The organism is Dyadobacter sp. SRI_021 (assembly GCF_057586235.1).
In genome coordinates, this window is sequence record NZ_JBYCZM010000001.1 from 962,469 (window position 1) to 984,861 (window position 22,393).

A 22,393-nucleotide genomic window follows, 5' to 3' on the forward strand; every position below is an offset into this window, starting at 1 on the left:
CATTAGCGGAATAGTTCGTCGAAATTCAGACTTACATAATACAGTCCACCCACTGCCGGCGAGCCGTAAGCTTGCACGATGTATTTGTTGGTAATATTGGAACCACCCAGTTTTACAATCGTTTTCAGGCTGGGAATGCGGTAGCTTACCTGTGCATCGAGTAAATTATAGGCATTCACACGACCCGGACGCATTTCGGTAAACGTGCCGTACCAATCGAAAGCCTCCTGCCAGTGCCACGCCACATTGAAACCGAGCCGGTCGGTCAGGCGCGCATTGCCGAACATGACGTTGGTTTTCCATTTCGGCGTATTAAAAGCCGGGATATTGTTCGGATCGGCATCGCCCATGTTGAAATCGATCCAGGTCGCATTGGCCGATACTTTGTAATTTTTAGGTAAAGAGTAAGTCAAACCGGCGCTGACACCCTGAATGGAGACTTTATCTTTGGCATTAGTATACAACTGGTACAACTGCCTCCCCGCCCCCAGCAATTCCATCGCAGCCGCCTGGTTCACCGAGCCGTCCGCCGCCAGGATATTCGAAGGGGCTGCCGCAACTACGGTATTGATAATGAAGTCGGTATACTGGCTGTAATAGTAATTGACATCGAATAGTAATTGCTTAGCGATCAAACCCTTGTAACCTACTTCATAACTTTTCACCTTTTCGGATTTGATATAAGGCACATCCGATTTTACCAGTTTGCTTTTGTTGTTGACCACGGCCTGCGGGAACGGAATACCCTTTGCCATATCCGCTCCGAATGCCGAAGCAAATTGCGAAAACGAAGCGATCGTCACCGAATTGGTATACGCATTCATACCCTCCGAATTCACGGGCGCGCCGCCGAGGATGATGATCGGGCCGACATTCAGCTTAATATACTGATCGCCGATGGTCGGGTTACGGAACCCTGTCTGGTAAGATGCACGGAAATGGTGGTTTTCATTGGGTGAGAAAACAGCGGATGCGCGCGGCGTGAACCGCCCGTCGAAGTTCTCATTCTTGTCGTAACGGCCCGAAACGGTCAGTTTCAAACGATCTTTCCAAAGGGATTTCGAAGCTTGGGCAAATACGCCGTACTCCTCGTTGGTGAGGTTTTTATCCTTATCGTCGAAAAGAGTCCCGCCCGTGTTGAGGAAATACTTCCGGTAGTTACCGCCGACCTGCAAATTGATCACCTTCAGCAGCGAGCTGAAATCATACATTCCTTCTATGTGATTCAGGCTGCATTGGCTGAGAATGCCAGCACCAGCCAATCCGCGTGTTTTGATCAACTGATCCTTGGCCGAATCGAAAGCTTCGGCCCCTGGAACGATACGCCCCTCGTCGGCGAATGCGCGCGCTGCAGCGTGGTTCTGTTGCGTCACTCCGCCGACCGCGCCGGTGTAAGCAGCCGCATACCTTGCAAACCAGGTCGAATCGGCCTTGTTCGGCGCCACGGTGTTACCCGCCAAATCCTTCACCCACGTGCGGTTGATCTGTTGCCCCAATGCACGGGTGTTGTAAGAATTGGTCGAATACTCATGGTTCGTGTAGGCACGCACGTAGAAATTACTTCCGCGGAGTTCCAACCGGTGCTGCACGAATTTGAAATCGTTGATCACAAACCGGTTCGAGCCGGTGTATTGTGCCGTACCCTGATTGAAGTTACCCTGATAAATGGCTTCCAGCTTGTCGGTAATGCGGTAATGCAATGCGCCGCTCAGTTTCAGGCTGTAAACGCCATAAGTAGCCAGGTCCTTTTCCTCATAACCCGTGCGCGACACACGACCGATGTTCGGCAACGTCTGCGCTACCTCGTCGCCGTAAATGTTCAATGCGTTGCGACCAGGGTTGTTCGGACCGCGGTTTTCAGGATTGGTGTTAGGGTCAATGTCGGTGTAATCGTTGGCATACCAGTCGGTGCCTTTGAGGTACGATGCATTGACTTTGAATGCGAGTTTGTTGTTGAAGGCTTTCGCGTATCGGATGGCCAGGTCATAAAGCGGTTTCGCGCCAAGGCCGGTACCATCGCCGATGTGGTTGATGCCAAACTTGGTCTGTACGCTCAATCCCTGGTATTCAAATGTATTTTTGGTGCGTGTATTGAGCATTCCGTTGAATGCGATCGGGCCATATAATGCGGAGGCCGCGCCGGGGATCAGTTCCGCACTTTCGACCTCGATGTCGTGCGGACCGAACAGGTTACCCATCGCGAAGCCCAAACCGGAAGGTTGGTTATCCACGCCGTCCACCAATTGCAAAAAGCGGCTGTTGCCCGTCGTGTTGAACCCGCGGGTATTGATTTGTTTGTATGTCAGACTGCTTGTCACCATATCGAGCGATTTCAGATTGACCAAACCATCGTAAAAATTTGCGGAGGGCGTCTGCTGGATAGCGCGGGAATCCATTTTTTCGATGCTCACCGGCGACCGCAGAATGCTTTCTTCCACCCTTGAAGCCGTTACCACCACCTGGTTCAGCTCTTCGATGGCCGGTACCAGATTCACCCGCAGCCCCTCCGAAGAAGCCACTTCTTTTTCCTGCCTTGCGTAGCCCACGAGCGAGATGATCAGCGTGGTTGGTGTATTGGTTTTTAGTTCAAAATAACCTTCGGCATTGGTAATGGTACCGGTATTCCTGCCCTTGACAGAAACCGACACCCCCGAAAGCGGTTTCTGCGAATCGTTGTCAAAAATATGTCCCGATACTTTCGTCGCCTGCGCCAGCGCGCTCGGTGTCGCCATGCCCGCCGCGAAACACAGGTTCATGATGAGGTAGAGGATGGGTAAAATTCTCTTCATAGGTTAGGTTTTATAGAAGTTCGATTCAATAGGTCACTAAGGTTGGGTTTGCTTTTTCAAATGATCATAGCCGTTCGGCAATCGGTTGTAACCGTGGTCCACTAAACGTTGGCCCAGGCCGGTGTAAAATTGCGGGTCGGCCGGCGCGACGGTCGCCATACCATCGACATAGCGGTTGTAAAGACAAAAAAGTCCGGCAATCAGCACTGTGTCGTGAATTTCCGTATCCGAGGCGCCTTGTGCTTTCGCATTCGCAACCGATTCCGCCGTTACCGCTTTGCCGCTCACCTGTACCTGCTTCGCGATTTTCAGTAATGCTTTCATTTTATCAGACACCGGCGCGGCGTCGATATCCTGTTTCATGATCTCGCAGGTTTCGTTTTCTCCCAACAGCAAATCGGCCGCAGCCGTGTGCGCAGCGGTACAAAACCGGCATTCATTGTTATGCGACACAATGGTAGCGATCAGCTCGCGTTCCGCGGGCGACAGCGAATTCTCGCCCCGCAAAATGAATTGCGTCAGGTGGCGTATAGGCTCAGCCGTTACGCGGCTGTATTCCAGCAAGCCCGTAATCCCGGGCAAATGCTCCGGAAGTGGTATATGTGGCATGGTACATTGCTCCTTTTGTGTAAACGATCTGGTAGTTTTTTGTCAGGGATGGTCAGGGATGGTCAAGGATGGTCATGAGTTGTCAGGAATAGTCAATACATGACTACACATGACTATACTTGACTATACTTGACTACATTTGACTACACTTGACAACGCATGACTAAAAATGACCACACGCACCTACACTTCAACTGCATCTTGCTTGACCGGAAACCGCACATACCCCGTAAACGCCATGCGTTGCCCCATTTCGCGGTACGCCTCGTTTTCTTGCGGCGCCCAGGTACCGAGCCCATCCACATAGCGGTTGAACATGCAGAACGCCGCGGCGATCAGCACCGTATCGTGAATTTCCTTGTCACCGGCGCCCTCCGCACGGGCCGCTGCGATGTCCTCGTCGGTCACAGCCTTGCCGCTTTTCTGCACTTTGGCGGCGATGTTCAGCAATGCGCGCAGTTTGGATGAAATTTCGATTTGCTGAAAGCCGTTTTTGATGTCGTCGATCAGGCTCAGATCATAACCGAGGTGTGCCATCGCTGCCGAACCATGCGAAGTATGACAGAAATGCGTATCGTTGAGCAGCGACACATAGGAAGCGATCAGTTCGCGCTCGCCGCTTGTGAGCGGCGATTCGCCGCGCAGCAGCGTTTCCGCCAGCCATTGCAGCGGGCCAGCCGTTTCGGGCCGGAAGTTAAAGAGGCCGACGATGCCGGGCAGCGATTCATCGGGTAGAGCAATATGCGCCATTAGAAAGAAGATTTCTGGGTTAGTAAATCGGTCTTTCCTCCTGGATACGGGCATTCACGTATGCAACGGCATACATACACACATCACACCGACGCGCGTAACGTACACACATGAACGTTCTGCATTTTCAGGAAGAATAAAGAAAGATGAACTAAGCCAGGTCTGGCGGCGGAGATGGTATGGAGTAATATCTTTCAGGCAAAATAGATCTGACAGGAGATTGCAGAGCCAAATGTTTCGATGGCTCCCATTCCAGCACATAAAATACATGCTGGCGACCGGCGGTCATATATTCTTTGAGGAAATTCTTCAAAATGGTCGAATGCGCATCGCTTTGCGAACCGGTTGCATGGCCCGTCACCTGATCGTTGATCTTCGAAGCGAGATCCGAAAAGCGGTCGCGGGCAGTCTGGTCGAACTCGCAATGCACGTACAATGTATCGTTGATCAGTTGCTGACTTTTCATTTGATAGAACTGCCCCTTATGCTCGATCTGCCCCTGGACGGGCTCCGGCGCGTCCCAGTTGGTCTGGTACGGCACTGCCACTGGCACTTTAATCACAATATCCGCAGAACCGGCCGCCTGCTCCACCAAGTCCTTCCCTGCCGCACTGATGGTATGCCGCTCCTCCGACAGATAGACTATCGAATAGCCCACCATGTTGTAAAGCAACAGCCCCAGCAGCAATATGGAAATGATCCTGCGCAATGTTGAAATATTAAAATTTTGTGCGGTTTGTACAAATGTAGAAAAACAAGTGAAAAAATCATCTGACCGCTATTTAAAAGTTTCAGCAATAACGGTTTCGGGCGTACCACTCATCTTCTGACGGAATTGCTGTATCCGGTTCAAGGAAGCAGGGATTACAGGAGGTCCGCAGGAAGACGAATACCTATATGCACAACCGTTACATAACACCTCATTTCCTACCACTTGATAATCAGTCATGTACCTATGATCATTTCTCCGATTTTCATATTCAATTATCCAAATATCTCCTTGATATTGTCCCAAATATCGCACTCCAACAGACCCGTCTGGGAAAAATAAACACAGGAATATGGGGCAAAAACCACTGCCTTGTACGGTCATGTTTTGTCTGATATCAATGCCCGTCCGCGGGTGCTGATATCGGTGAATAGGACGGAAGAAAAGATGCAGGTCTTCCAAGCCTTACGTTGTGCATCGCTCGAAATTTTAACCAAACACACATTAAACATGAAAAGAAACATTATTTCCTGCGCCAGTGCATTGTTCTTCCTGGCTGTTTTCAGTTGCGAGCGTGATAAGCCTGATCCGGAATGCAGGGATGCTTCGTGCTGCGGACCAACTTACAACCAATATGTGGAAAGTATAAAGGATGTTTCGGTACATCTGATAGGATCCCCAAATGGTTCATCCGGGGCACTTCGGGCAGCCATAGCATATCCGTCCGACCCCAAAAACCCGTACAGATCAAGGTACTTGCAAGTTTGTCCAAATTCGAGGGGCAAAGTGAAAGGGTTCAGCCCGGACGCCGAATTTAAGGATACCACTGCCACGGAGTACATCTACCGGGTTTCAGGAAAGGTATTCGCCGACGTCGTAAATCCAAGGTTAACAGCCACCCCGGTCTTGTCCATTTACATCGACACATTTGAAAAAATCAACTAAAACACGCCTAACTCATGAAAAGAAAAGTGATTTCCTGCGCCAGTGCATTGTTCTTCCTGGCTGTTTTCAATTGCAAGCGCGATAAACCTGATCCGGAATGTCGGGATGCTTCGTGCTGCGGATATCCCTGGGAGTATGCACGATACATTCAGGATGAGCCGGTGTCATTAACTGGCCCTCCTTATTCCCTCTTTTATTCCGCTCGATTTACAAAACAATTGCCTAGTAAGGAGGCCGGTGCACCGTTTCCTACCAGTGAAGCCAGCATTTGTCACAAGTCGCTTTACAGAATTGAAGGATTCCCATTGACACATCGAAGCAAGGCCACTCCAGATTCATTTCCTTACCGTGTGTCAGGTAAACTCCTGATACTTAACAACAGAGGACCTTTCTACAACCCAAGTTTTGCGCTGTACATAGACAGAATCGAGAAAATCAATTAAAACACACCTAACACATGAAAAGAAAAATGATTTCCTGCGCCAGCGCATTGTTCTTCCTGACTGTTTTCAATTGCCAGCGCAATAAGCCTGATCCGGAGTGTAGGGATGCTTCTTGTTGTAATCCTTATTCGTTTGATTACGTCGAATACATCGTAGATGAGCCGGTAGCATTGACAGGGCCTCCGTATTACGCCTTCTATTCATTCCGATTTACTCGAAAATTCCCTACTATAAGGCGCGAGCACTATTGGACTTACACTGCTCGCGTTTGCGAAAAATCTCTCAACAAACTCGCCGGGTTTCCGCTAACATACGGGGAAGTGAATGAATCCAATTTATCTCCATATAAGATTTCCGGCAAACTGTTGGATTGGAATAGCGAAAAACTCGTTGATCGTCCAATTCTCGCCCTCTACATAGACAAAATCGAAAAAATCAACTAAAACACATACTGAACATGAAAACATTTTTTAACACTATCCTATGCATAATGCTGGCGGCACTTGCCGGTACTACTTTGGCCCAACCCCAATACAACCCCTACTATCGGAGCAACCGGAATGCTTCATTTGACTCACTTTTTAGTAGGATGACAGATTATGGCTGGCTTTTTTTGAAAGACAACCCGGCATCACACATTGCGCCGGACACCTTCATTGTTCGTTATGCAAGCAACCTTGGCCTGTCGGAAGGATATGAACTGAGAGCGATTCAGGACGAGACAGAAACACCGGAAAGAACCACGGTGGCGATGCCACATCAGCTTTTTCAACTGTACTATAAGGACATACCTGTGGAGGGCAATGAGTTCAGCCTACATTCCATAGAAAATGTATTGAAAACTGCTCACGGAAGAATCGTGGCTGGCCTGGATATGACCTTATCGGGACTGATCGATATGGCCATTGCCCGACAAACCGCGCTGAACGAACAGAGACTTACACAGGATAATTTTGAGGGCAATATCCTACCGACCGGCTCATTGATCCTCGCACGGGAGAATGAGCATTTTTTGAAAGAAAACTACCGGCTGGCCTGGGTTTTTGACTTGGAATCGGGAAACATTCACGAGCCTTACCGGATATATGTGGATGCCCGGACCGGGGATATTCTGAAAAAGGTCCCGCTGTTCATGAACTGTTTAATAGACTCGCATAGGAAAATCCCCCAAGCGAATTTCCCCAAGGCTGGATTGACTTCCTACACTCCATTGGTAGCATCAATCATGATACCCAATTACAACCGCTACCTAAATGGTCAACCCAATATCACATTCGAAACCGAACAAGTGGGTGCTCAATATCGATTGAGTGCTTATAACAACCTGTTGAATACAAGAATCGCCACTTTTACGGTAGTGGTGAGTAATAATGCAACATTCCCTTGGCTTGTATATCCCGATGTCTTTAATCCCACGAATAACTGGAGCAATGCAAACCGAAATGCAACAACCGCACATTGGCTTGCGCAGAAAATGCACGAGATGTGCTGGCTGTTATTTCTACGTAATGGATATAACGGAAACGGCTCGCATCCGAAAGTTGTTGTTGGGACTGACGAAGTGAATGCAGGATGGATTAACGACCAAGTCCAGTTTGGAAGAGCCCCAAATTTCAATAGTCTAGTCACTATGGATGTTTTCGGGCATGAATATACCCATGGAATGATTGAGACTAGCGCAAAGCTTGTATACCAGGGCGAATCTGGCGCCTTAAATGAATCCATCTCTGATATCATGGGAGCCACACTCGAATTTCATCTCCTCGGCCCAAATGGAAATTATGGGATTGGCGAGGATGCCGATCAATTAAGGAGCATGTCGAATCCGCAGCAGCCCTTCCCAAACTGGGACAACGACCCTCAGCCGGATACCTACCTGGGCCCCAACTGGCTGCCAACAAATGATCTCTCGAATGACAACGGTGGAGTCCACACCAACAGCGGCGTCATGAACAAATGGTACTGGTTCATGCGCACAGGCGGCCCCACCGGCACGCCTCTGGATTACGCGAAACCGGCCAAGGTGGTTTACCGGGCGTTGAAGTTCTATTTGCAATCCAACTCCACGTATTATGACGCGGTGGAGGCAACCATACAAGGAGCGATCGATACGTATGGTGCCTGCTCCGATGTCGCCCGCCAGGCGGCGTATGCGTGGACGCAGGTAGGGATTTCGCAGGTTACGCCTTGTACCGACTGCAACTTTACGATCACAACCAGCGCCTCACCGGCTGCGCCTGCGTGCGGGGCTCCGGTAACGCTCGCCGCCAACTGTTCGGGCTCAGGGTGCTCACACATCAACAGCTTTCAATGGACCGGCAATGGGTTGGTGCAGACCGGGAAATCGGTCACCATCAATGCACCTGCGGCACCGGGGTCGTACACCTACAATGTGAGTACAATCAAAACCGGCTGCCTGTTGAATGTCGTCCCGCTCAATCTCACCACCCAGAACAACTGCAACTTTAATGTGTCGGCATCGAATAGCAATGGCAACCCCGCTCCCGGCCAGGGTTTGCAATTACTTTACAGCTGCACAGGCGGCGATTGCGGCGGCGTCTCCTACGCATGGAGCGGGAATGGGGTCAATGGAAGTACCTCCCCGCTTAGTATCAATGCGCCTGGTGCTACCGGAAGCTACACCTACACCGTTACCGCAACAAGAAACGGGTGTGGTTCCAAAACTGCCACAACCAGCATCAATGTCAGCAGCGGAGGTGCCCTGAATGCCTGCATCGAGTCGGAAAATGCCAATGGCAATGGCCCGGTAAGCAGCGACCCGAATGCCTCAAACGGACAGACGCGCGGCGCCGAGAATAACTACAACCATTACGTCGACTATGTGGTTACCGGTGTTCCCGCCAACGGGGTTTACGCCGTCAAACTCCGTTACTATTCATCCAGTGCACCGGTGGTGAGTGTGAGTGTCAATGGAGGTGGCGGACAAACGGTCAATCTGGCCCATTCCGGGTCCTGGAACATCGTCTGGACTGAACAGTCTTTCAATGTCAATCTCAGCGCAGGCACCAATACTATCAAGATTCAGGGTATCGGAGGCGGAAGCTGCCGGCAAGACAAGATTTGCGTAACCGGCGGAGGCGGGTGTAACCCACCGAACCCGCCTTCCGTGAGCGCCAATCCTTCGACCATTAATGCCGGGTCGTCCAGCACGCTTTCGGCATCTAATTGCAATGGGACAATTACCTGGACCAACGGCCTCGGAAACAATAGCTCCGTGAATGTAGCCCCGGCGTCAACCACCACGTATTACGCGACCTGCACCGTTAACGGCTGTACGAGCAACCAGGCGGCGGTGACGGTAACTGTGAACGGCTCTGCCAATTTCAGTCAATGTAAAGAATCCGAATTGTCGGCAGGTACGGGCGCCATCACCAGCGACCCGAATGCGTCCAACGGGCAAACACGCGGCGAGGAAAACAACAATAATCATTATGTCGATTACGCGATTACAAGTGTTCCTGCGGCTGGCACGTACTATGTGAAGCTACGCTACTACTCTTCCTCCGCTCCCACGGTAACCGTGCAGGTAAATGGAGGCAGTGCCCAGACCGTCAACTTACCCCACTCCGGTTCCTGGAACATTGTGTGGGCGGAGCAAACGATCAGCGTTAACCTGGCCGCGGGCAACAATACCATCCGCATTCAGGGGGCAGGCGGCGGAAGTTGCCGGCAGGACCGCATCTGTGTCAATAGTAATGCCAATGCGAGGGTTGGTACAGAAGATCAGGAAGCCACACCAGCAACTGGTCTTTTTATTTCGCCCAATCCAAACTCGGGACAGTTCGAAGTTTCCTGTTATCTGAAAAAAGGAGAAAAGACCGAGCTCTCGGTACTGGATATGCGCGGTAATGTGCATTTCCGGCAGACACTTTCCGGCGAAGGTATTTACCATCAAAAGGTTTCGTTGTCCAATATCCCCTCCGGCACCTACCTCGTGCAATTAAAAGGAGAAAGCGGCAGCACGTCAACCAGGACGGTTATTCTAAAATAATAAGGCTGTCTGATTTGAACGGTTGGGGCACTTGCGCCAGCCGTTCAAACCTGCTATTCAAGCCGAATAAATTACATCAAAGTTCTAATCTGCAATCTTCCATTTTAAATCGATAAGCTATGAAAACGCTACTGACAATCATTACAACTATTTATATTTCCTGCCTATCCGAAAAGCTGGCCGCACAGAGCATTCCCAAATGGGAATTTGGAATATCGGCTGATCTTGGACGCACTTATTATCACCGAAATTACTATGAAGATTCCCGAAAATTTAAAGACGACGGCGGCGGTTATATTTCCCACTTCAAGTCCAATTACGTATGGGGTGCGGGTGTTTGGCTCGAAAGGCATATCAATCCGAGATTTTCCGGGCTCGCGCAGCTAGCCTATCACCAAACGGACATTTTACCGGATCTTTTCAGCCAGTGGTACAGCTCAGGCTTTTGGTATGCGCGCGAAACCCATCACCATGTACGGGCAGAGGGCGGAATAAGGTGGTACATCAATCCACGGTCAAGATTCTTATTTTTTATAGAAGCAAGAGCAGGAGTTGAAAAGTTTTTATCCATCACGGAACATCCTTTCAATGAAGAAAAACTAGTAATCCACGACGCATTCGGCTATGATCGCATTTTGCCGGTTGCTTCGGCAACGGCTGGAATCAAATGGCGGAGGTTTGCACTCATGGCAGACTATGGGCGTGACCTTCTGGGCGCTCGTCGCGACGTTCCTGAAAAACTGGGTTTCATGCCAGAAAAAGCAAAAATTACGGCACAACGTATTGCTGCAAAAGCTACTTTTACCATTTTCAAATAGCATTCAAATTCATTTCACAATGCCTTTCGTCAATTTCAAAACCAATAAAGTAGTCAAAATCTGGGACGGTATTTATGGCACGCTGGCCCATTCGGAGCAGCAGACGTTCGGGCATTTTACGATCGTTGCCGGTACCGTGCTGCCAGAGCACAGCCATTTCCATGAGCAATGGTGCCACGTGCTGGAAGGAGAGCTGGAATTCACCGTCGATGGCGAGACAATGCTGCTCACACCGGGTATGACGGCCCACATTCCCCCGCATGCGCCGCATTCCGCAATCGCGCACACGCAATGCAGGGTAATCGACTGTTTCACTCCTGCGCGGCAGGATTTTATCGAACTCGAAAAGGAGTCCTGATTCAAAGCCTTACGCCCGTTGTACCTCCTTTTTCCATGGAAATGTCAATGGGCGCATTGGTTTTCCAGCTACCGCGGGTGAAATCGGGGACATCGATGGAATTGGAACGGTGCGCTACCGACCACTCGCTGAGCGGGCCGATGGAACTCCACAACGCGGCATCATACACATCCTGATCGAGGGGCAGGCCGTTACGGAGGCAGTCGATGGTACGCCAGTCCATGAGGAAATCCATGCCGCCGTGCCCGCCGACCTGTTTGGCCGCCTCTCCAATTTTCTTTACAATAGGCGGCGTATGCTCGATTTCGAGTGCCTTGTATTCTTCCGGTGAAAGCCATTCGTGCCCTTTCGCAATGCGGGCCGGCTCGGGATATTTCAATGCGGCGCCTTTGGTACCGCTCACCAACTGAATACGAGAGTACGGGCGTGGCGACGCGACGTCGAACTGCACCATGATCGTCTTACCCTTTTTGGTACGGATAGTGGACGTGTTCATCATCCCGTTGAACGGCTTCCCAACAAACGGCTTAAAATCAGGATCACTAACGGCCAGATTCCTGGCGGTAGCAGCCATGACAAAATCATTGTTCGACATCGATACCAGGTAATCCATCGCGTCCCCGCGGTTGATATTCATTACCTGGCAAATGGGCCCGAGGCCGTGCGTCGGATAGAGATTACCGGTCCGCTGCGAGAGCTCTTTCAGCTCCCACATCTGGTAAAAGCGCTCTTTATCAAACACATATTCCTGTAAATTGTGGATATAGGCGCCTTCCGCGTGGGTGATTTCGCCGAAGAAACCTTGTCGTGCCAAGTTTAACGTAAGCAGTTCCGTGAAGTCATAGCAGCAGTTTTCGGTCATCATGCAATGCTTCCGCGTCTTTTCCGATGTTTCTACAAGCTCCCAGCATTCATCGATGGTTTTGGCCGCAGGTACTTCCACGCACACGTGCTTGCCGTGGTTCATCGAGAATACCGCCATCGGCGTGTGCAATGCCCAGGGCGTCACGATGTACACCAGGTCTAGGTCGCCGCGTTCGCACAGTTTCTTCCACGCGTCGGGATGGGTATGGTACCCTTGCGGCTTATGCCCGTTGCCTGCCACCAGTTGAACGGCCTCGTTAACTTTTCCCTCCCGTAAATCGCATACCGCCTTGATTTCCACGCCCGCGATCTTGTTCATGCGTTCCACGGCCGCCATGCCGCGGTTCCCCAGCCCGATAAAGCCTATACGCACCGTTTCCAGCTTTGGCGCGGCGTAATTGCACATATTGAATTGCTGCGGACCGGCCGCGCGTACTGGCGGCACGCCGGAAGTGCCCTGTGGTAATGCCGCCGAAGCGAGCCCCAGGCCCGCTATTTTGATAAAATCCCTGCGGTACTGATCCATTGGAGGAGCGGGTTATGCATTTGATACAGATTCACTCAAAAACTGCGGCGTATAGCCATTCTCGCCCGCCCATTGCACGGCTGCGCGGATCTTGTCCCGGAAATCGGGCTGGTAGTTGAAATAGGACGGATAGAAATATTGCTCGTGCACCAACAGATCGAGGTAGGGCGGTTTGAGGCCGTTCTTTTCGTGCGAATCGAGGTGCGGTTTAATGTCTTCCAGTTTTTTAGTGTCTATGACAATGCTGGCCCTTACAAACGTGATATCCTGGGCTGTATCCCGCCATACGAAGCGCTTTTTGAGGTGCCTCCGCTGCGGCACGGTGAGGTAATAGGAAGCCGAAGGCAGGTTATCATCCACATTGAAATAGCCTACCTGTGTCACGTAACCCGCATCGCGCATCGCACGCGAGCCCTCGGAAGTAGCCTCTCCCCAATGTATCGTGGTGACCGAATGCATCACTTCCTCTCCGGCAAACCGCCGGATCTCGTTCATAATAAGATCGCAATCTCGCTTCACTTCGTCATAACCGGCATTCACATACGGCATATCGGGGAACTCCTGCAATGCATGAAAACTCAGCCGGAGCCAGTCCGCATTGGCTTTCCACTCATTTTTGTATTGATCCGTGAAATCGGAAAGATTGAAACCGTCGGTTTGGTAAAACAGGTTCAGGTGGATTTTGGTACCGTATTCGGCATTGATTTGTTTCAAAAAACCGAGGTAAGGGTTATCGAAAAGCGAGGTATAACGGTCCCTATTTTGCTGAATATCCCTCAAGAACCAGATATTATCGTCGATCGACAGCCTGTAATGCCCGGCGAAATTTTTAAGCAGGAAGACACGGATGGCGGTCTTTTCGCCTGTTTTCGTATTTACCGCTTCCAGTTTGTTTTCGTATCCTTCGAGTAAAACCTCTGCCTCGAAATGATCGCCCACGCGCTTGGCCGACACACCATTTACTGCTATTTGAGCGCCTTCCGGCGCTGCTATTCTCACGATAATTTTCAATTTATCCTCCGCAAAAACGCCGTCATAAGCATGGTGGACGTCCCCTTCAATAGGATTAAGAAAGTTGATATTCATGATAATTAAGATTTTTTGACAACAAATCATTGCCAAAAGTTAAGAGCGCCATTCAGCAGTCCGGCCGCTCGTGGCCTAATACGTCGCCCTACCCCCCGAAAGGTCAAATGTAAACCCGGTAGTAAAGCTACTCTCAGGAGACACGATAAATGCAGCCATATTGGCGGCTTCTTCGAGCGTGCCGCAGCGCTTCATGGGGATTTTGTCGGTCATGTACTTCACTTGTGCTTCGGGCATCGCGTCCACGAGCGGCGTCTGGATCACCGCGGGCGCCAGTGCATTCACGGTAATGCCGGTCTCGGCATACTCTTTCCCCTGCACTTTGGCCATCCCGATCACGGCTGCTTTCGAAGCCGAATAGGCCAGCATACCCGCATTTCCTTCCTTTCCGGCAATAGATGCAACGTGCAAAATCCGGCCATAGTTGTTCTGGAGCATATAAGGCAGCACTGCCTTGGCCGTATAAAAGCTCGCCATAAAATTGATATTGAACACTTTCTGCAAATTGGCCGTATCCACCTCGTGGCTTTTGATATTGGTGGCACCCGTAATTCCTGCGCAGTTAATCAGGATATCGATTTTACCAAAACGCTCCACCACGCGTGCTACCGCTTGTGCCACCCGCTGTTCGTCCGTGACATCCACGCCGATGAGCTCTTCACGCTCAGGATTCCCGACAAATTCGTCGTTCAGGGCCTGCTCATTCAGATCGAGTAACCCAATTCTGGCGCCTTCGTTCAGCAGTTTATGGGCGATCACCAGCCCCAAACCCGAAGCGGCACCAGTTATAATGGCAACCTGATTCTCGAAAGTGTTCATTTTACCAGCGCGTTTTAGATTGTATTTAGATTTGCCGGTTTTAAAAATACTTTTTTCTCCGTTCTTACTCACGCTTTCGAGAAGGTTGTTTCCAGTGACTTTATTTCCCAAGTTTCATCATTAATTACATCCAAAACCCTTTGATTCAATTCCTTAATATAGGCAACAGACGAAGGATCCGGAATATAGGCGGCCTTGCGGGCAATGCTGTTTTTGAGGATTCCCCGGGCCATCAGCAGCTCTTTTTCGGCATAATGGAATAGCTCCATGTTTTGCAGCGAGAAGAATATCTGCGGCATCACTTTTTCGAATAAATCGAATGCCTTTTGATGCGCCCCCTGATTACGGAGGGTGAATACTTTCTGCAAAATATCCGACACTGCCAGCCCCGGCATAACGCCACGAATGCCCAGCGGGATGAGTTCCAGCATATACAAGCCTCCCCATCCTTCGAACAGCCCGATTTCCCCGCCAGTTTCTTTGATGATGCTTTCAAACTTCGGCGCACAAAGCGGCTCTTCGAGTTTGAGGTATTTGAAATTCGGATGGAGCCCCATCAGCTCGCGAATGAAGCTGACGCTGATCGACGGGCCGCCCGGGTTGAAGTCCTGGATCAGGACCGGTGTGTCGGGAACCGATTCCAAAAACCCCGACAGGTAAGCCTTCAGCGAATCTTCCGGCAGGCTAAAAATCCGGGGCACCGCCAGCGACACCACATCCGCGCCCGCAGCCACATTGGCTTGTGCCAGCCGGATCGCCTGCTTCAGCGACGGGTGGTTGGATTGCGCGACGATCTTCACGCGCCCGGCCGCCTGCGACACGGCCACCCGCACGACCTGCAACTTCTCGTCGTCGGTCAGTTTGTAAAATTCGCTGGCGTAAGCGGGGAGGCAAACCGCCTCGATGCCGCTCGCCACGGCAAAATCGATCAGGTCGCGAAGGGCTGCTTCGTCAATCTCCTCATCTTCTGTGAATGGCGTCGGAATAATAGGCACGACGCCCGACAGTTCGTTTTCTGCATTCATACTCTCAGGGTTTTATGGATTAGCATTCACCAGTTCTTCCGGTTTCTTTTCCCGCGCCGCCTTGCTGTCTACGATCGTGAGTATCAGCGTCGACGCGAGTACCAGGACGCCACCGATAATGGCTTGTGTTTTCAAAGTTTCGCCCAGAACGAAAGCCGCAATAGGCAATCCCATGAACGTAATGAGGTAGTTGGACAAGGCAACCTGTGTGGCGTCGAGGTATTTGAGTACCTTGAAAAACAGCAGCATTGACAGGAAGTTGTGAAAAAGCGTCAGCGCGATCATTCCAGTCCAGGTCTGGGTGGTATAATGCGGTATTACCGAAAACATTTCCGGCTCATAATACCACACCAGCGGCGCAAGCAGGATCACCATGACCAGGTAGGTGTAAAAAACCATTTCCATCTCGGTATATTGTTCGGCGACTTTCTTACAGCCGACATTGTAATAGCCGTTACCGAGTATTGCCAGGAAAATCAGCAGGTTACCGATCGCATATTGTGAGCCCATATCCATGTTCCGGATATCGTCGGTGGAGCAGAGCAGCACGCCCACGATCGCGATTCCGAAGCTGATCCAGCGGATGCGGTTCATTTTTTCTTTTAATATAAAAAAGGCAAAAACCGCTGTCACGACCGGCAATGCAAGGATCAGAATGGCCGCATTGCTCGCCAGGGAATATTGGGTACCCCAGGTCATGAATACCTGCGACGGGAAGGCGCCAATGGCCGCCAGTTGCACAAAGATGAGTACATCTTTCAGTTTCTTATTTCCCTTCTTAAAGTCCCGCCATGCATAAGGAGCCAGGAAAACCGTAGCGAGCAGCATGGGCAGCCACACGGTGAAATAAGGCCCTACCTGATCCTGCGTGAGCTTAATGCACGTAAAATGGAACGACCAGATCAGGTTGCAGAAAAAAAGAATGGTCCACGAAAAGAATGCCTTCTTCATGAATGCGCGGTCAGGGTTTTTCCGGTTTGATATTTTTGGAGTGCCTGCTGGTCGAGCATAATACCCAGCCCGTGACCCTGCGGTACTTTCGCCGCTCCGTTTTCAAATGCAATCGGGTCGGTCAGCAGATCGTTCACCCGCACCAACTCTCCGAAAATATCCGACGGGATGATACAATTAATGCTCGCCGCCGCGATATGCAGGCCCATAGTTTCTGATATGCCCAAATCCACCTCTGACCCTCGCCAGCATAGCTTGCCTTCCAGGTGCGCGATCTCCGCCAGCAGCACGCAATTGTATGCCGAACCATTGAAGTTGTAACCATCGGCCGCATCCGCGCGCACGAACGTGATCATGTCGCGGATGTCCTGCGTGTACGGGAGCGAAATATGGCGGTAGAGTGGTATTCCAAGGTGTTTTTTGAGGTATTTAAAACCTTCAACATCCGCATGCCGGATCGGATCTTCGAGGCCCAGCATCACGTCCATCTCCACCCCTTCCATCAGTTTCATAGTCGTTTTCACATCATTCCAGCGCTGGTTCGGATCGAGCAGGACCTGAATGCCGCTGCCGCATTGCTTTTTGATTTCCTCTGTCCAAAGCCGCACAGGATCCTCATCGGAGCATTTGAATTTGAATACCTTATGGCCTTTCTGCATCGCTTCGAATGCTTTCTGTGCCGCGTCCTCCGGCGTTCGTCGTCCCGTCCAACCCATGCAATCGACCGTATCGCGGTAGCTTCCGCCGAGCAATTGGTACACTGGCACATGCAGCAGCTTTCCCACGAGGTCGAGCACGCAACTTTCGAATGCCTCATAAATGCGCTGGTCGGTTACGGGCAGCCGCCGCCAGTTCAATTTCAACACATCTTTCCCCAGAAACTCGCGCAAAGCTTCGCGGATAAGCTCGCCGGCAGCGCTCCGGTAGGTCTCGCCTACGCCCGTGAGCCCGTTCGCGAGGGTCATTTCGATGATCCATTTGGGCTGGTTCGCAAACTCCGTCCAACTTTCACCCGTCAGGAATTTTTGGGCAAATGCGGTATCCTTATCCAGTACGGTTTCAGAATTAAGACTTCCGGGTTTCGCCGGTACGATTACTTCCGTAGCACGGACCGATACAATTGTTGTCATTTCTGCGCGTATTTTTCAGCCAGTTTCCGGATATCGTAACTGAAATCGATAAATGCTTTTTCCCAGGCTTCGGCGCTCTCCGGCGTATAAGGGTAAAATCCGTGCGCATTGCTCACGCCTTTCGCACCCGCAGCTACGAGTCGCTCCATCATTTCGGGGGGCGTCTGCCGGTTGTCGAGATCCGGGAACAGATCCTTCATCACGGTCAGATAGGCGGGAATGCCGGTCAGGTCCATAAAGCGAAACGGGCCGGCGAATGTGATCCAATACCCCAGGTCATTGCGCAGCGAACGGTCGACATCCTCGACCGTCGCATAGCCGTTTTCCACCAGATTGAATGCCTCCCGAAGCATGGCGTACATGATACGGTTGGTGATAAACCCGCGGATATCCTTTCGCAGCAGCGATGGCTCCTTGCCCCAGCTTTCGGCCAGTTCCACGATTCGCGCTGCATATTTCAGGTCCGAGTCTTTCCCGCAAATCACCTCCATAAACCGGGTAATGTGGGCCGGCTCAGCCCAGTGAATGCCCAGGAGCCTTTCGGGATGCCACAAGCCGGCCTGCAAAACCGACACCGGTATCGCCGACGTATTGCTGCCGATAATGGCGGTGTTGGAAAGTACAGTTTCCAATGCATTATAAACGGCCTTTTTTGCCTCCACATCCTCGGTAATCGACTCGATCACCACCTCATGGCCGACCAGTTCCGCGATATTGGTCGTAATAATGATGCGCCCGGCTACCGTTTCAGGCGATTCTTTCAACATGCCTTCATCGTGAAGTTCCCTGAGATAGGCCAGAATCCGTTCGCGGGCAGGTTTGGCCTCACTTGCATCTTTTACCAGCGCAGTAACCTCGTGTCCGGCCGCCAGCACGCAGGTAGCGATGCTGCATCCCATCAAACCAAGACCAACGGTACCGATACGTTCTTTTAATGTCATTGTTATGGTGCAAAAACCGGGTGCTTAAATTAACCTATCAATGCAATGGCGTCGATCTCGATCTTGATGCCCTCCGACAATACCGATTGCACGGTGGTGCGGGCTGGCAGAGTGCCTTTGAAAAACGAAGCATAAGCCGCATTGTAGCGGTCAAAATCATGGATATCCGCCAAATGCACCGTGCATTTCATAATATCGTCAATGGTTCCGCCCGCCGCTTCCACAACCTTCTTTACGTGGTCGAGCGTGAGCAATGTCTCTTCTTCGATGGTACCATGCTTCACCTCGCCCGTAGCGAGGTCCAGTGGCCCCTGTCCGCTCACGAACAATAAGCCGTTCTTCAAAACACCGGCAGAATAGGCGCCTGTGCTCACACTTTTATCGGGATGCTTGATTTCCTGTTTGGGCATATGGAATGGAGCAATAAGCAATAAGCAATAAGCTTTAAGCATTAGGCTTTAAGCAACTGATTATAATAATTGAACAATTCTATTTCTAGAGACTTAATGCTTATAGCTTATAGCCTAAAGCCTCTTGCCAATCCCCCACCCCGCAAATGCATCCAGGAACGCTACCAACGCCTCCGTCGCTTTACCGATCAAATGCGCTCCTTTTTCGGCGGTTGCCTTTTGCGGCTCGCCGCTGCTACCGTTGCTGGAAATGTAGGCTGTCTGTTTAAAAAGCGTTACGCCGCGACTGGGCTCGTCATCTTCCCAGGGGATGTAGCCGTTGCTGGCCGGGCGTTTGGCGCGTGCTGCTTTTTCCAGCCAAACCTTTTCCGGGAAAAGGTGAAGCATCATACTCGTTTCGTACTCGCAGGCGTGGCTCAGCGCGGGGCTTTCCATGGGCGCTTCGCCTGCAAACGGCTTTCCACCTAGCTCCCAATAGGTTACCAGTGCTATATTGGCCGCATTAGCCCGATCAAGATCACTACTGAGCACCGCTAGCGCCTGCTTCACCGGCGTGATGTTACCCCCATGGCCATTTAGCAGTACGATCCGCCGAAAACCGTTTTGCAGCAACGAGTCGACCACATCCACAATGACCTGTGTGTATAATGCCGGTTTGATACTGATAGTCCCGCCGAATGACAGATGGTGATGACTTGAACCGAATGGCAACGTCGGGCACAATAGCACCCGCCCGGACAGGGATGCCTCCGCGGCGCCCGCGAGGTGCTTCACAATATCCGTATCCGTCGACACTGCCAGATGCGGCCCGTGCTGTTCCGTCGCACCGAGCGGGAGTACCGCTACTGCGTCTTGTGCGGATGCACAGATCGATGGATAGTTCAAATTGGCGAATAACATAGCTGGGTTTGGAACAGGTATTGATCAAAAGTATTAATTAATTTTTTGTTTACAAAATTTAAGGAAAATAGTTTACAAAATTCGAGGCAATAATTTTCTATACTAACTGTTCTCAAAAAGATCTTAGAACGAATTCCGGAAGCGGCTGCTTTTTTCTGCTAAAAAGATTTAAAAATCCGGCTTAAACAACGCTTCAAACGACTGATCAGCCACATGATCGGACTTGTTTTCAATGCGGTAACCGATCACTTTCAACGAGAGCTTCTGCCAAAGCCCATTCTCGACATCGAACCTGCCCAGCATGGTATTGAGCCTATAAGACATATATTCCGAACGCCAGGCTTCCGAATAAGCGGTTTTCAGCTCACCGGCCTCGTCCATAACATCCACGAGCAGGCCGTGGCATGGATAAACGAGGTCATAAGCCACAAAATCGTTTTTCTTCCTGCCCAACATCGACTCGTTCCAGCGGTCGCAAATGGTTTTTGCCCACAAAAAGCGCGTCGCCGAAAAATGCATCAGCCTCGCGGTAACGATCATCGAATGGATGAATGCCGTATCCTTCGGACTGCATTTGACCAATGCGTTGATCAGCTCAGCCTGAGCAGATTCGCTTAGCCTGCGCGCATTCCGGAACTCGGCCGCATGTTCATCGGTATTTTTGAGATAATAAGGCAAAAAAGGGTTCGACCAGCTTTCGATAATCGTTCCGCGCGGCATACCATTGGTATTCCTGCCAAGACATTTATCCAGGGCCTCATTGGAAGCCGCCAGGTCATCGAATGCTTTTTGCATTTCTCCCGCCACCTGCGGGTACATCACACGGCTGTACATCTCCGTAAAACGCTTTTTATCAGGCACCTGTCCCTGCCAGGCCCCAATGCAGCCATAAGCCATAAAAAGCCACGACGCCCGCACAAACGGCTCCACGGGATCCGTCCATACCGAATGTATGAATCCAAGAGCCCTATGCTTCACACCGGCTTGGAGGCAGAGGTCGATATTATTGTAGGTATAATCGGCGTCAGGGTAAATGTGGCCCCAGCCCGATACGGCTGGTTGTATGAAAAACGGCTTCTGTTCCTTTAAAATCGGATTTAAATATCTATTAATCTCTACCGTATCAGGCTTATACTCCCACAAAACCGGGATTACTTCCGCAGGGATCTTTTGGATGATATCGGGATAATAATTGTTCATATCGGTCCAGGCCAGCACAGTTTTACCGTACTTTTTCAGTTCCGCCTGAACGAAACCAAGCTGCTGCACCCAAAGCTCTTCCGAGTTAATGCGGGCATCCTTCTCATCTGCAATGCGCTTGGTCTCCCAGGTTTCATCAAAACCAACATGGATGAACGGACCATGAAAAAGGCTCGCATACTGGCTAATCCAATCTTTCAGCAGAGCATTCGTCTCCGGCTTGCGCGGATCGAGCTCGTGGCCATATTGCCCGATCGCCAGACCAGCATATTGCTCATTCCGCAGCAGTTCATGCAAATGCCCGTACAAATTCAGGAACGGCACCACATCCATGTGGCGTTGTTTGCCATATGCGATAATCTCCCGCACCTGCGCCTGCGTGTAACCCGAGCGGTACGCGATGTTTGGAAAACCCTTCAGCTGAATACTAACTTCATTATAAAAGTAATACTGATTGGTTTTCCACCGGGCCAGGAAGTCGATCTGCCGTTTGATTTCCGCGACGGTCGGCAAGCCTCCGTGTGCGAAATCCATCATCACGCCGCGATAGGTCAATGCGGGCTTGTCTTCAACAATTACTCCCGGAATAAATGCAGTTTTACCCTGCCCCGTTATCAGTTGCCGCAATGTCTGCACGGCATAATACAATCCTGCGGACGTCTCCGCTTCCACGCGCACACCGTTGCCCGAGACCGTCAGCTTGTAATGCTCGCGGTTGCTCTTGCCATCCCGCTCAGAAACTTCCGGCAATGCCCCTCCTTCCTTTCGTACCGCCCATTGAAAGGTCGCCGAAGCGGAAGGAGATGCATTTTTAATACCCATTCCCGTACGCTCGAACACGGTGCTTTTTAATTCCTGTAATGCAAACCGCACCTCCGCATTGGCCGCCGTCGGCACCGCGACGGTCAGCAACGATACCGGAAATTTATCTTCCGAATAGCGCACCATTTGCGGCTGCGGAAACAACACAGGCACATTTTGAGCAAAGACAGATGTCGCAAACAGGCAGGCAATCAGCAGGCGAAGAAGCATCTTTCTAAATTTTTGAACAATGAGTAAACTAGTCAGGACGTCAGGGAGTCAGGTATTGTGATGCTTTCCTCCAAAT

Annotated in this window: 20 protein-coding genes; 6 read left to right on the forward strand and 14 right to left on the reverse strand. The window is 50.9% G+C overall.

What is annotated here, in order from left to right:
- Positions 1-2: 2 nt before the first annotated feature.
- From AC2YIT_RS04030 to AC2YIT_RS04045, 4 genes are all read right to left on the reverse strand, one after another.
- Positions 3-2,789 carry a TonB-dependent receptor gene (locus AC2YIT_RS04030; RefSeq protein WP_487278299.1) on the reverse strand — a complete coding sequence of 929 codons (2,787 nt, stop codon included), beginning with the start codon at positions 2,787-2,789 and terminating at the stop codon, positions 3-5.
- Positions 2,790-2,825: 36 nt separating this feature from the next.
- Positions 2,826-3,398, reverse strand: a complete 573-nt coding sequence (locus AC2YIT_RS04035; RefSeq protein ID WP_430842192.1) for a carboxymuconolactone decarboxylase family protein — start codon at positions 3,396-3,398, stop codon at positions 2,826-2,828.
- A 183-nt stretch (positions 3,399-3,581) separates the two neighbouring features.
- Positions 3,582-4,202, reverse strand: a complete 621-nt coding sequence (locus tag AC2YIT_RS04040) for a carboxymuconolactone decarboxylase family protein (RefSeq protein ID WP_430842190.1) — start codon at positions 4,200-4,202, stop codon at positions 3,582-3,584.
- Positions 4,203-4,299: 97 nt separating this feature from the next.
- Complete coding sequence (locus tag AC2YIT_RS04045; RefSeq protein ID WP_487278300.1) at positions 4,300-4,857, reverse strand: hypothetical protein; 558 nt, start codon at positions 4,855-4,857, stop codon at positions 4,300-4,302.
- A gap of 510 nt (positions 4,858-5,367) precedes the next feature.
- Between AC2YIT_RS04045 and AC2YIT_RS04050 the strand changes: the two genes are divergently transcribed.
- From AC2YIT_RS04050 to AC2YIT_RS04075, 6 genes are all read left to right on the forward strand, one after another.
- Entirely contained in the window at positions 5,368-5,802 is a 435-nt protein-coding gene (locus AC2YIT_RS04050; protein WP_430842186.1) for a hypothetical protein, read from the forward strand.
- A 14-nt stretch (positions 5,803-5,816) separates the two neighbouring features.
- The gene (locus tag AC2YIT_RS04055) at positions 5,817-6,245 is read left to right on the forward strand and encodes a hypothetical protein (RefSeq protein ID WP_487278301.1); all 429 of its coding nucleotides are present in this window, start codon (positions 5,817-5,819) and stop codon (positions 6,243-6,245) included.
- 14 nt (positions 6,246-6,259) lie between these two features.
- Positions 6,260-6,688 carry a hypothetical protein gene (locus AC2YIT_RS04060; RefSeq protein ID WP_487278302.1) on the forward strand — a complete coding sequence of 143 codons (429 nt, stop codon included), beginning with the start codon at positions 6,260-6,262 and terminating at the stop codon, positions 6,686-6,688.
- Between the two features lie 14 nt (positions 6,689-6,702).
- Positions 6,703-10,257, forward strand: a complete 3,555-nt coding sequence (locus AC2YIT_RS04065; RefSeq protein WP_487278303.1) for a M4 family metallopeptidase — start codon at positions 6,703-6,705, stop codon at positions 10,255-10,257.
- A gap of 119 nt (positions 10,258-10,376) precedes the next feature.
- Positions 10,377-11,075: a hypothetical protein gene (locus AC2YIT_RS04070; protein WP_487278304.1), complete on the forward strand. Its 699-nt coding sequence runs from the start codon at positions 10,377-10,379 to the stop codon at positions 11,073-11,075.
- Between the two features lie 19 nt (positions 11,076-11,094).
- Positions 11,095-11,433 (forward strand): cupin domain-containing protein, encoded by a 339-nt coding sequence (locus tag AC2YIT_RS04075; RefSeq protein ID WP_487278305.1) that lies wholly within the window; start codon positions 11,095-11,097, stop codon positions 11,431-11,433.
- 1 nt (position 11,434) lies between these two features.
- On the opposite strand, the gene AC2YIT_RS04080 is transcribed toward AC2YIT_RS04075, so the two are convergent.
- From AC2YIT_RS04080 to AC2YIT_RS04125, 10 genes are all read right to left on the reverse strand, one after another.
- On the reverse strand, positions 11,435-12,823 hold the full coding sequence (locus AC2YIT_RS04080) for a Gfo/Idh/MocA family protein (protein WP_487278306.1): 1,389 nt from the start codon (positions 12,821-12,823) through the stop codon (positions 11,435-11,437).
- 12 nt (positions 12,824-12,835) lie between these two features.
- Positions 12,836-13,909, reverse strand: a complete 1,074-nt coding sequence (locus AC2YIT_RS04085; RefSeq protein WP_487278307.1) for a hypothetical protein — start codon at positions 13,907-13,909, stop codon at positions 12,836-12,838.
- Positions 13,910-13,984: 75 nt separating this feature from the next.
- Positions 13,985-14,728, reverse strand: coding sequence for an SDR family NAD(P)-dependent oxidoreductase (locus AC2YIT_RS04090; protein ID WP_487278308.1), 744 nt, complete (start codon positions 14,726-14,728; stop codon positions 13,985-13,987).
- Positions 14,729-14,796: 68 nt separating this feature from the next.
- The gene (locus AC2YIT_RS04095; RefSeq protein ID WP_430842168.1) at positions 14,797-15,753 is read right to left on the reverse strand and encodes a dihydrodipicolinate synthase family protein; all 957 of its coding nucleotides are present in this window, start codon (positions 15,751-15,753) and stop codon (positions 14,797-14,799) included.
- 12 nt (positions 15,754-15,765) lie between these two features.
- Positions 15,766-16,704, reverse strand: a complete 939-nt coding sequence (locus AC2YIT_RS04100) for a DMT family transporter (RefSeq protein WP_487278309.1) — start codon at positions 16,702-16,704, stop codon at positions 15,766-15,768.
- Positions 16,701-17,834 carry a mandelate racemase/muconate lactonizing enzyme family protein gene (locus AC2YIT_RS04105; RefSeq protein ID WP_487278310.1) on the reverse strand — a complete coding sequence of 378 codons (1,134 nt, stop codon included), beginning with the start codon at positions 17,832-17,834 and terminating at the stop codon, positions 16,701-16,703. The genes AC2YIT_RS04100 and AC2YIT_RS04105 overlap by 4 nt, the downstream gene beginning before the upstream one ends.
- The gene (locus AC2YIT_RS04110) at positions 17,831-18,775 is read right to left on the reverse strand and encodes a 3-hydroxyacyl-CoA dehydrogenase family protein (RefSeq protein WP_430842162.1); all 945 of its coding nucleotides are present in this window, start codon (positions 18,773-18,775) and stop codon (positions 17,831-17,833) included. The genes AC2YIT_RS04105 and AC2YIT_RS04110 overlap by 4 nt, the downstream gene beginning before the upstream one ends.
- A gap of 29 nt (positions 18,776-18,804) precedes the next feature.
- A complete protein-coding gene (locus AC2YIT_RS04115) occupies positions 18,805-19,185 on the reverse strand; it encodes a RidA family protein (RefSeq protein WP_487278311.1) in 381 nt (126 codons plus the stop codon).
- Between the two features lie 114 nt (positions 19,186-19,299).
- Positions 19,300-20,085 carry a creatininase family protein gene (locus AC2YIT_RS04120; RefSeq protein WP_430842159.1) on the reverse strand — a complete coding sequence of 262 codons (786 nt, stop codon included), beginning with the start codon at positions 20,083-20,085 and terminating at the stop codon, positions 19,300-19,302.
- Between the two features lie 168 nt (positions 20,086-20,253).
- Entirely contained in the window at positions 20,254-22,317 is a 2,064-nt protein-coding gene (locus AC2YIT_RS04125; RefSeq protein ID WP_487278312.1) for a glycoside hydrolase family 20 zincin-like fold domain-containing protein, read from the reverse strand.
- Positions 22,318-22,393: the final 76 nt, after the last annotated feature.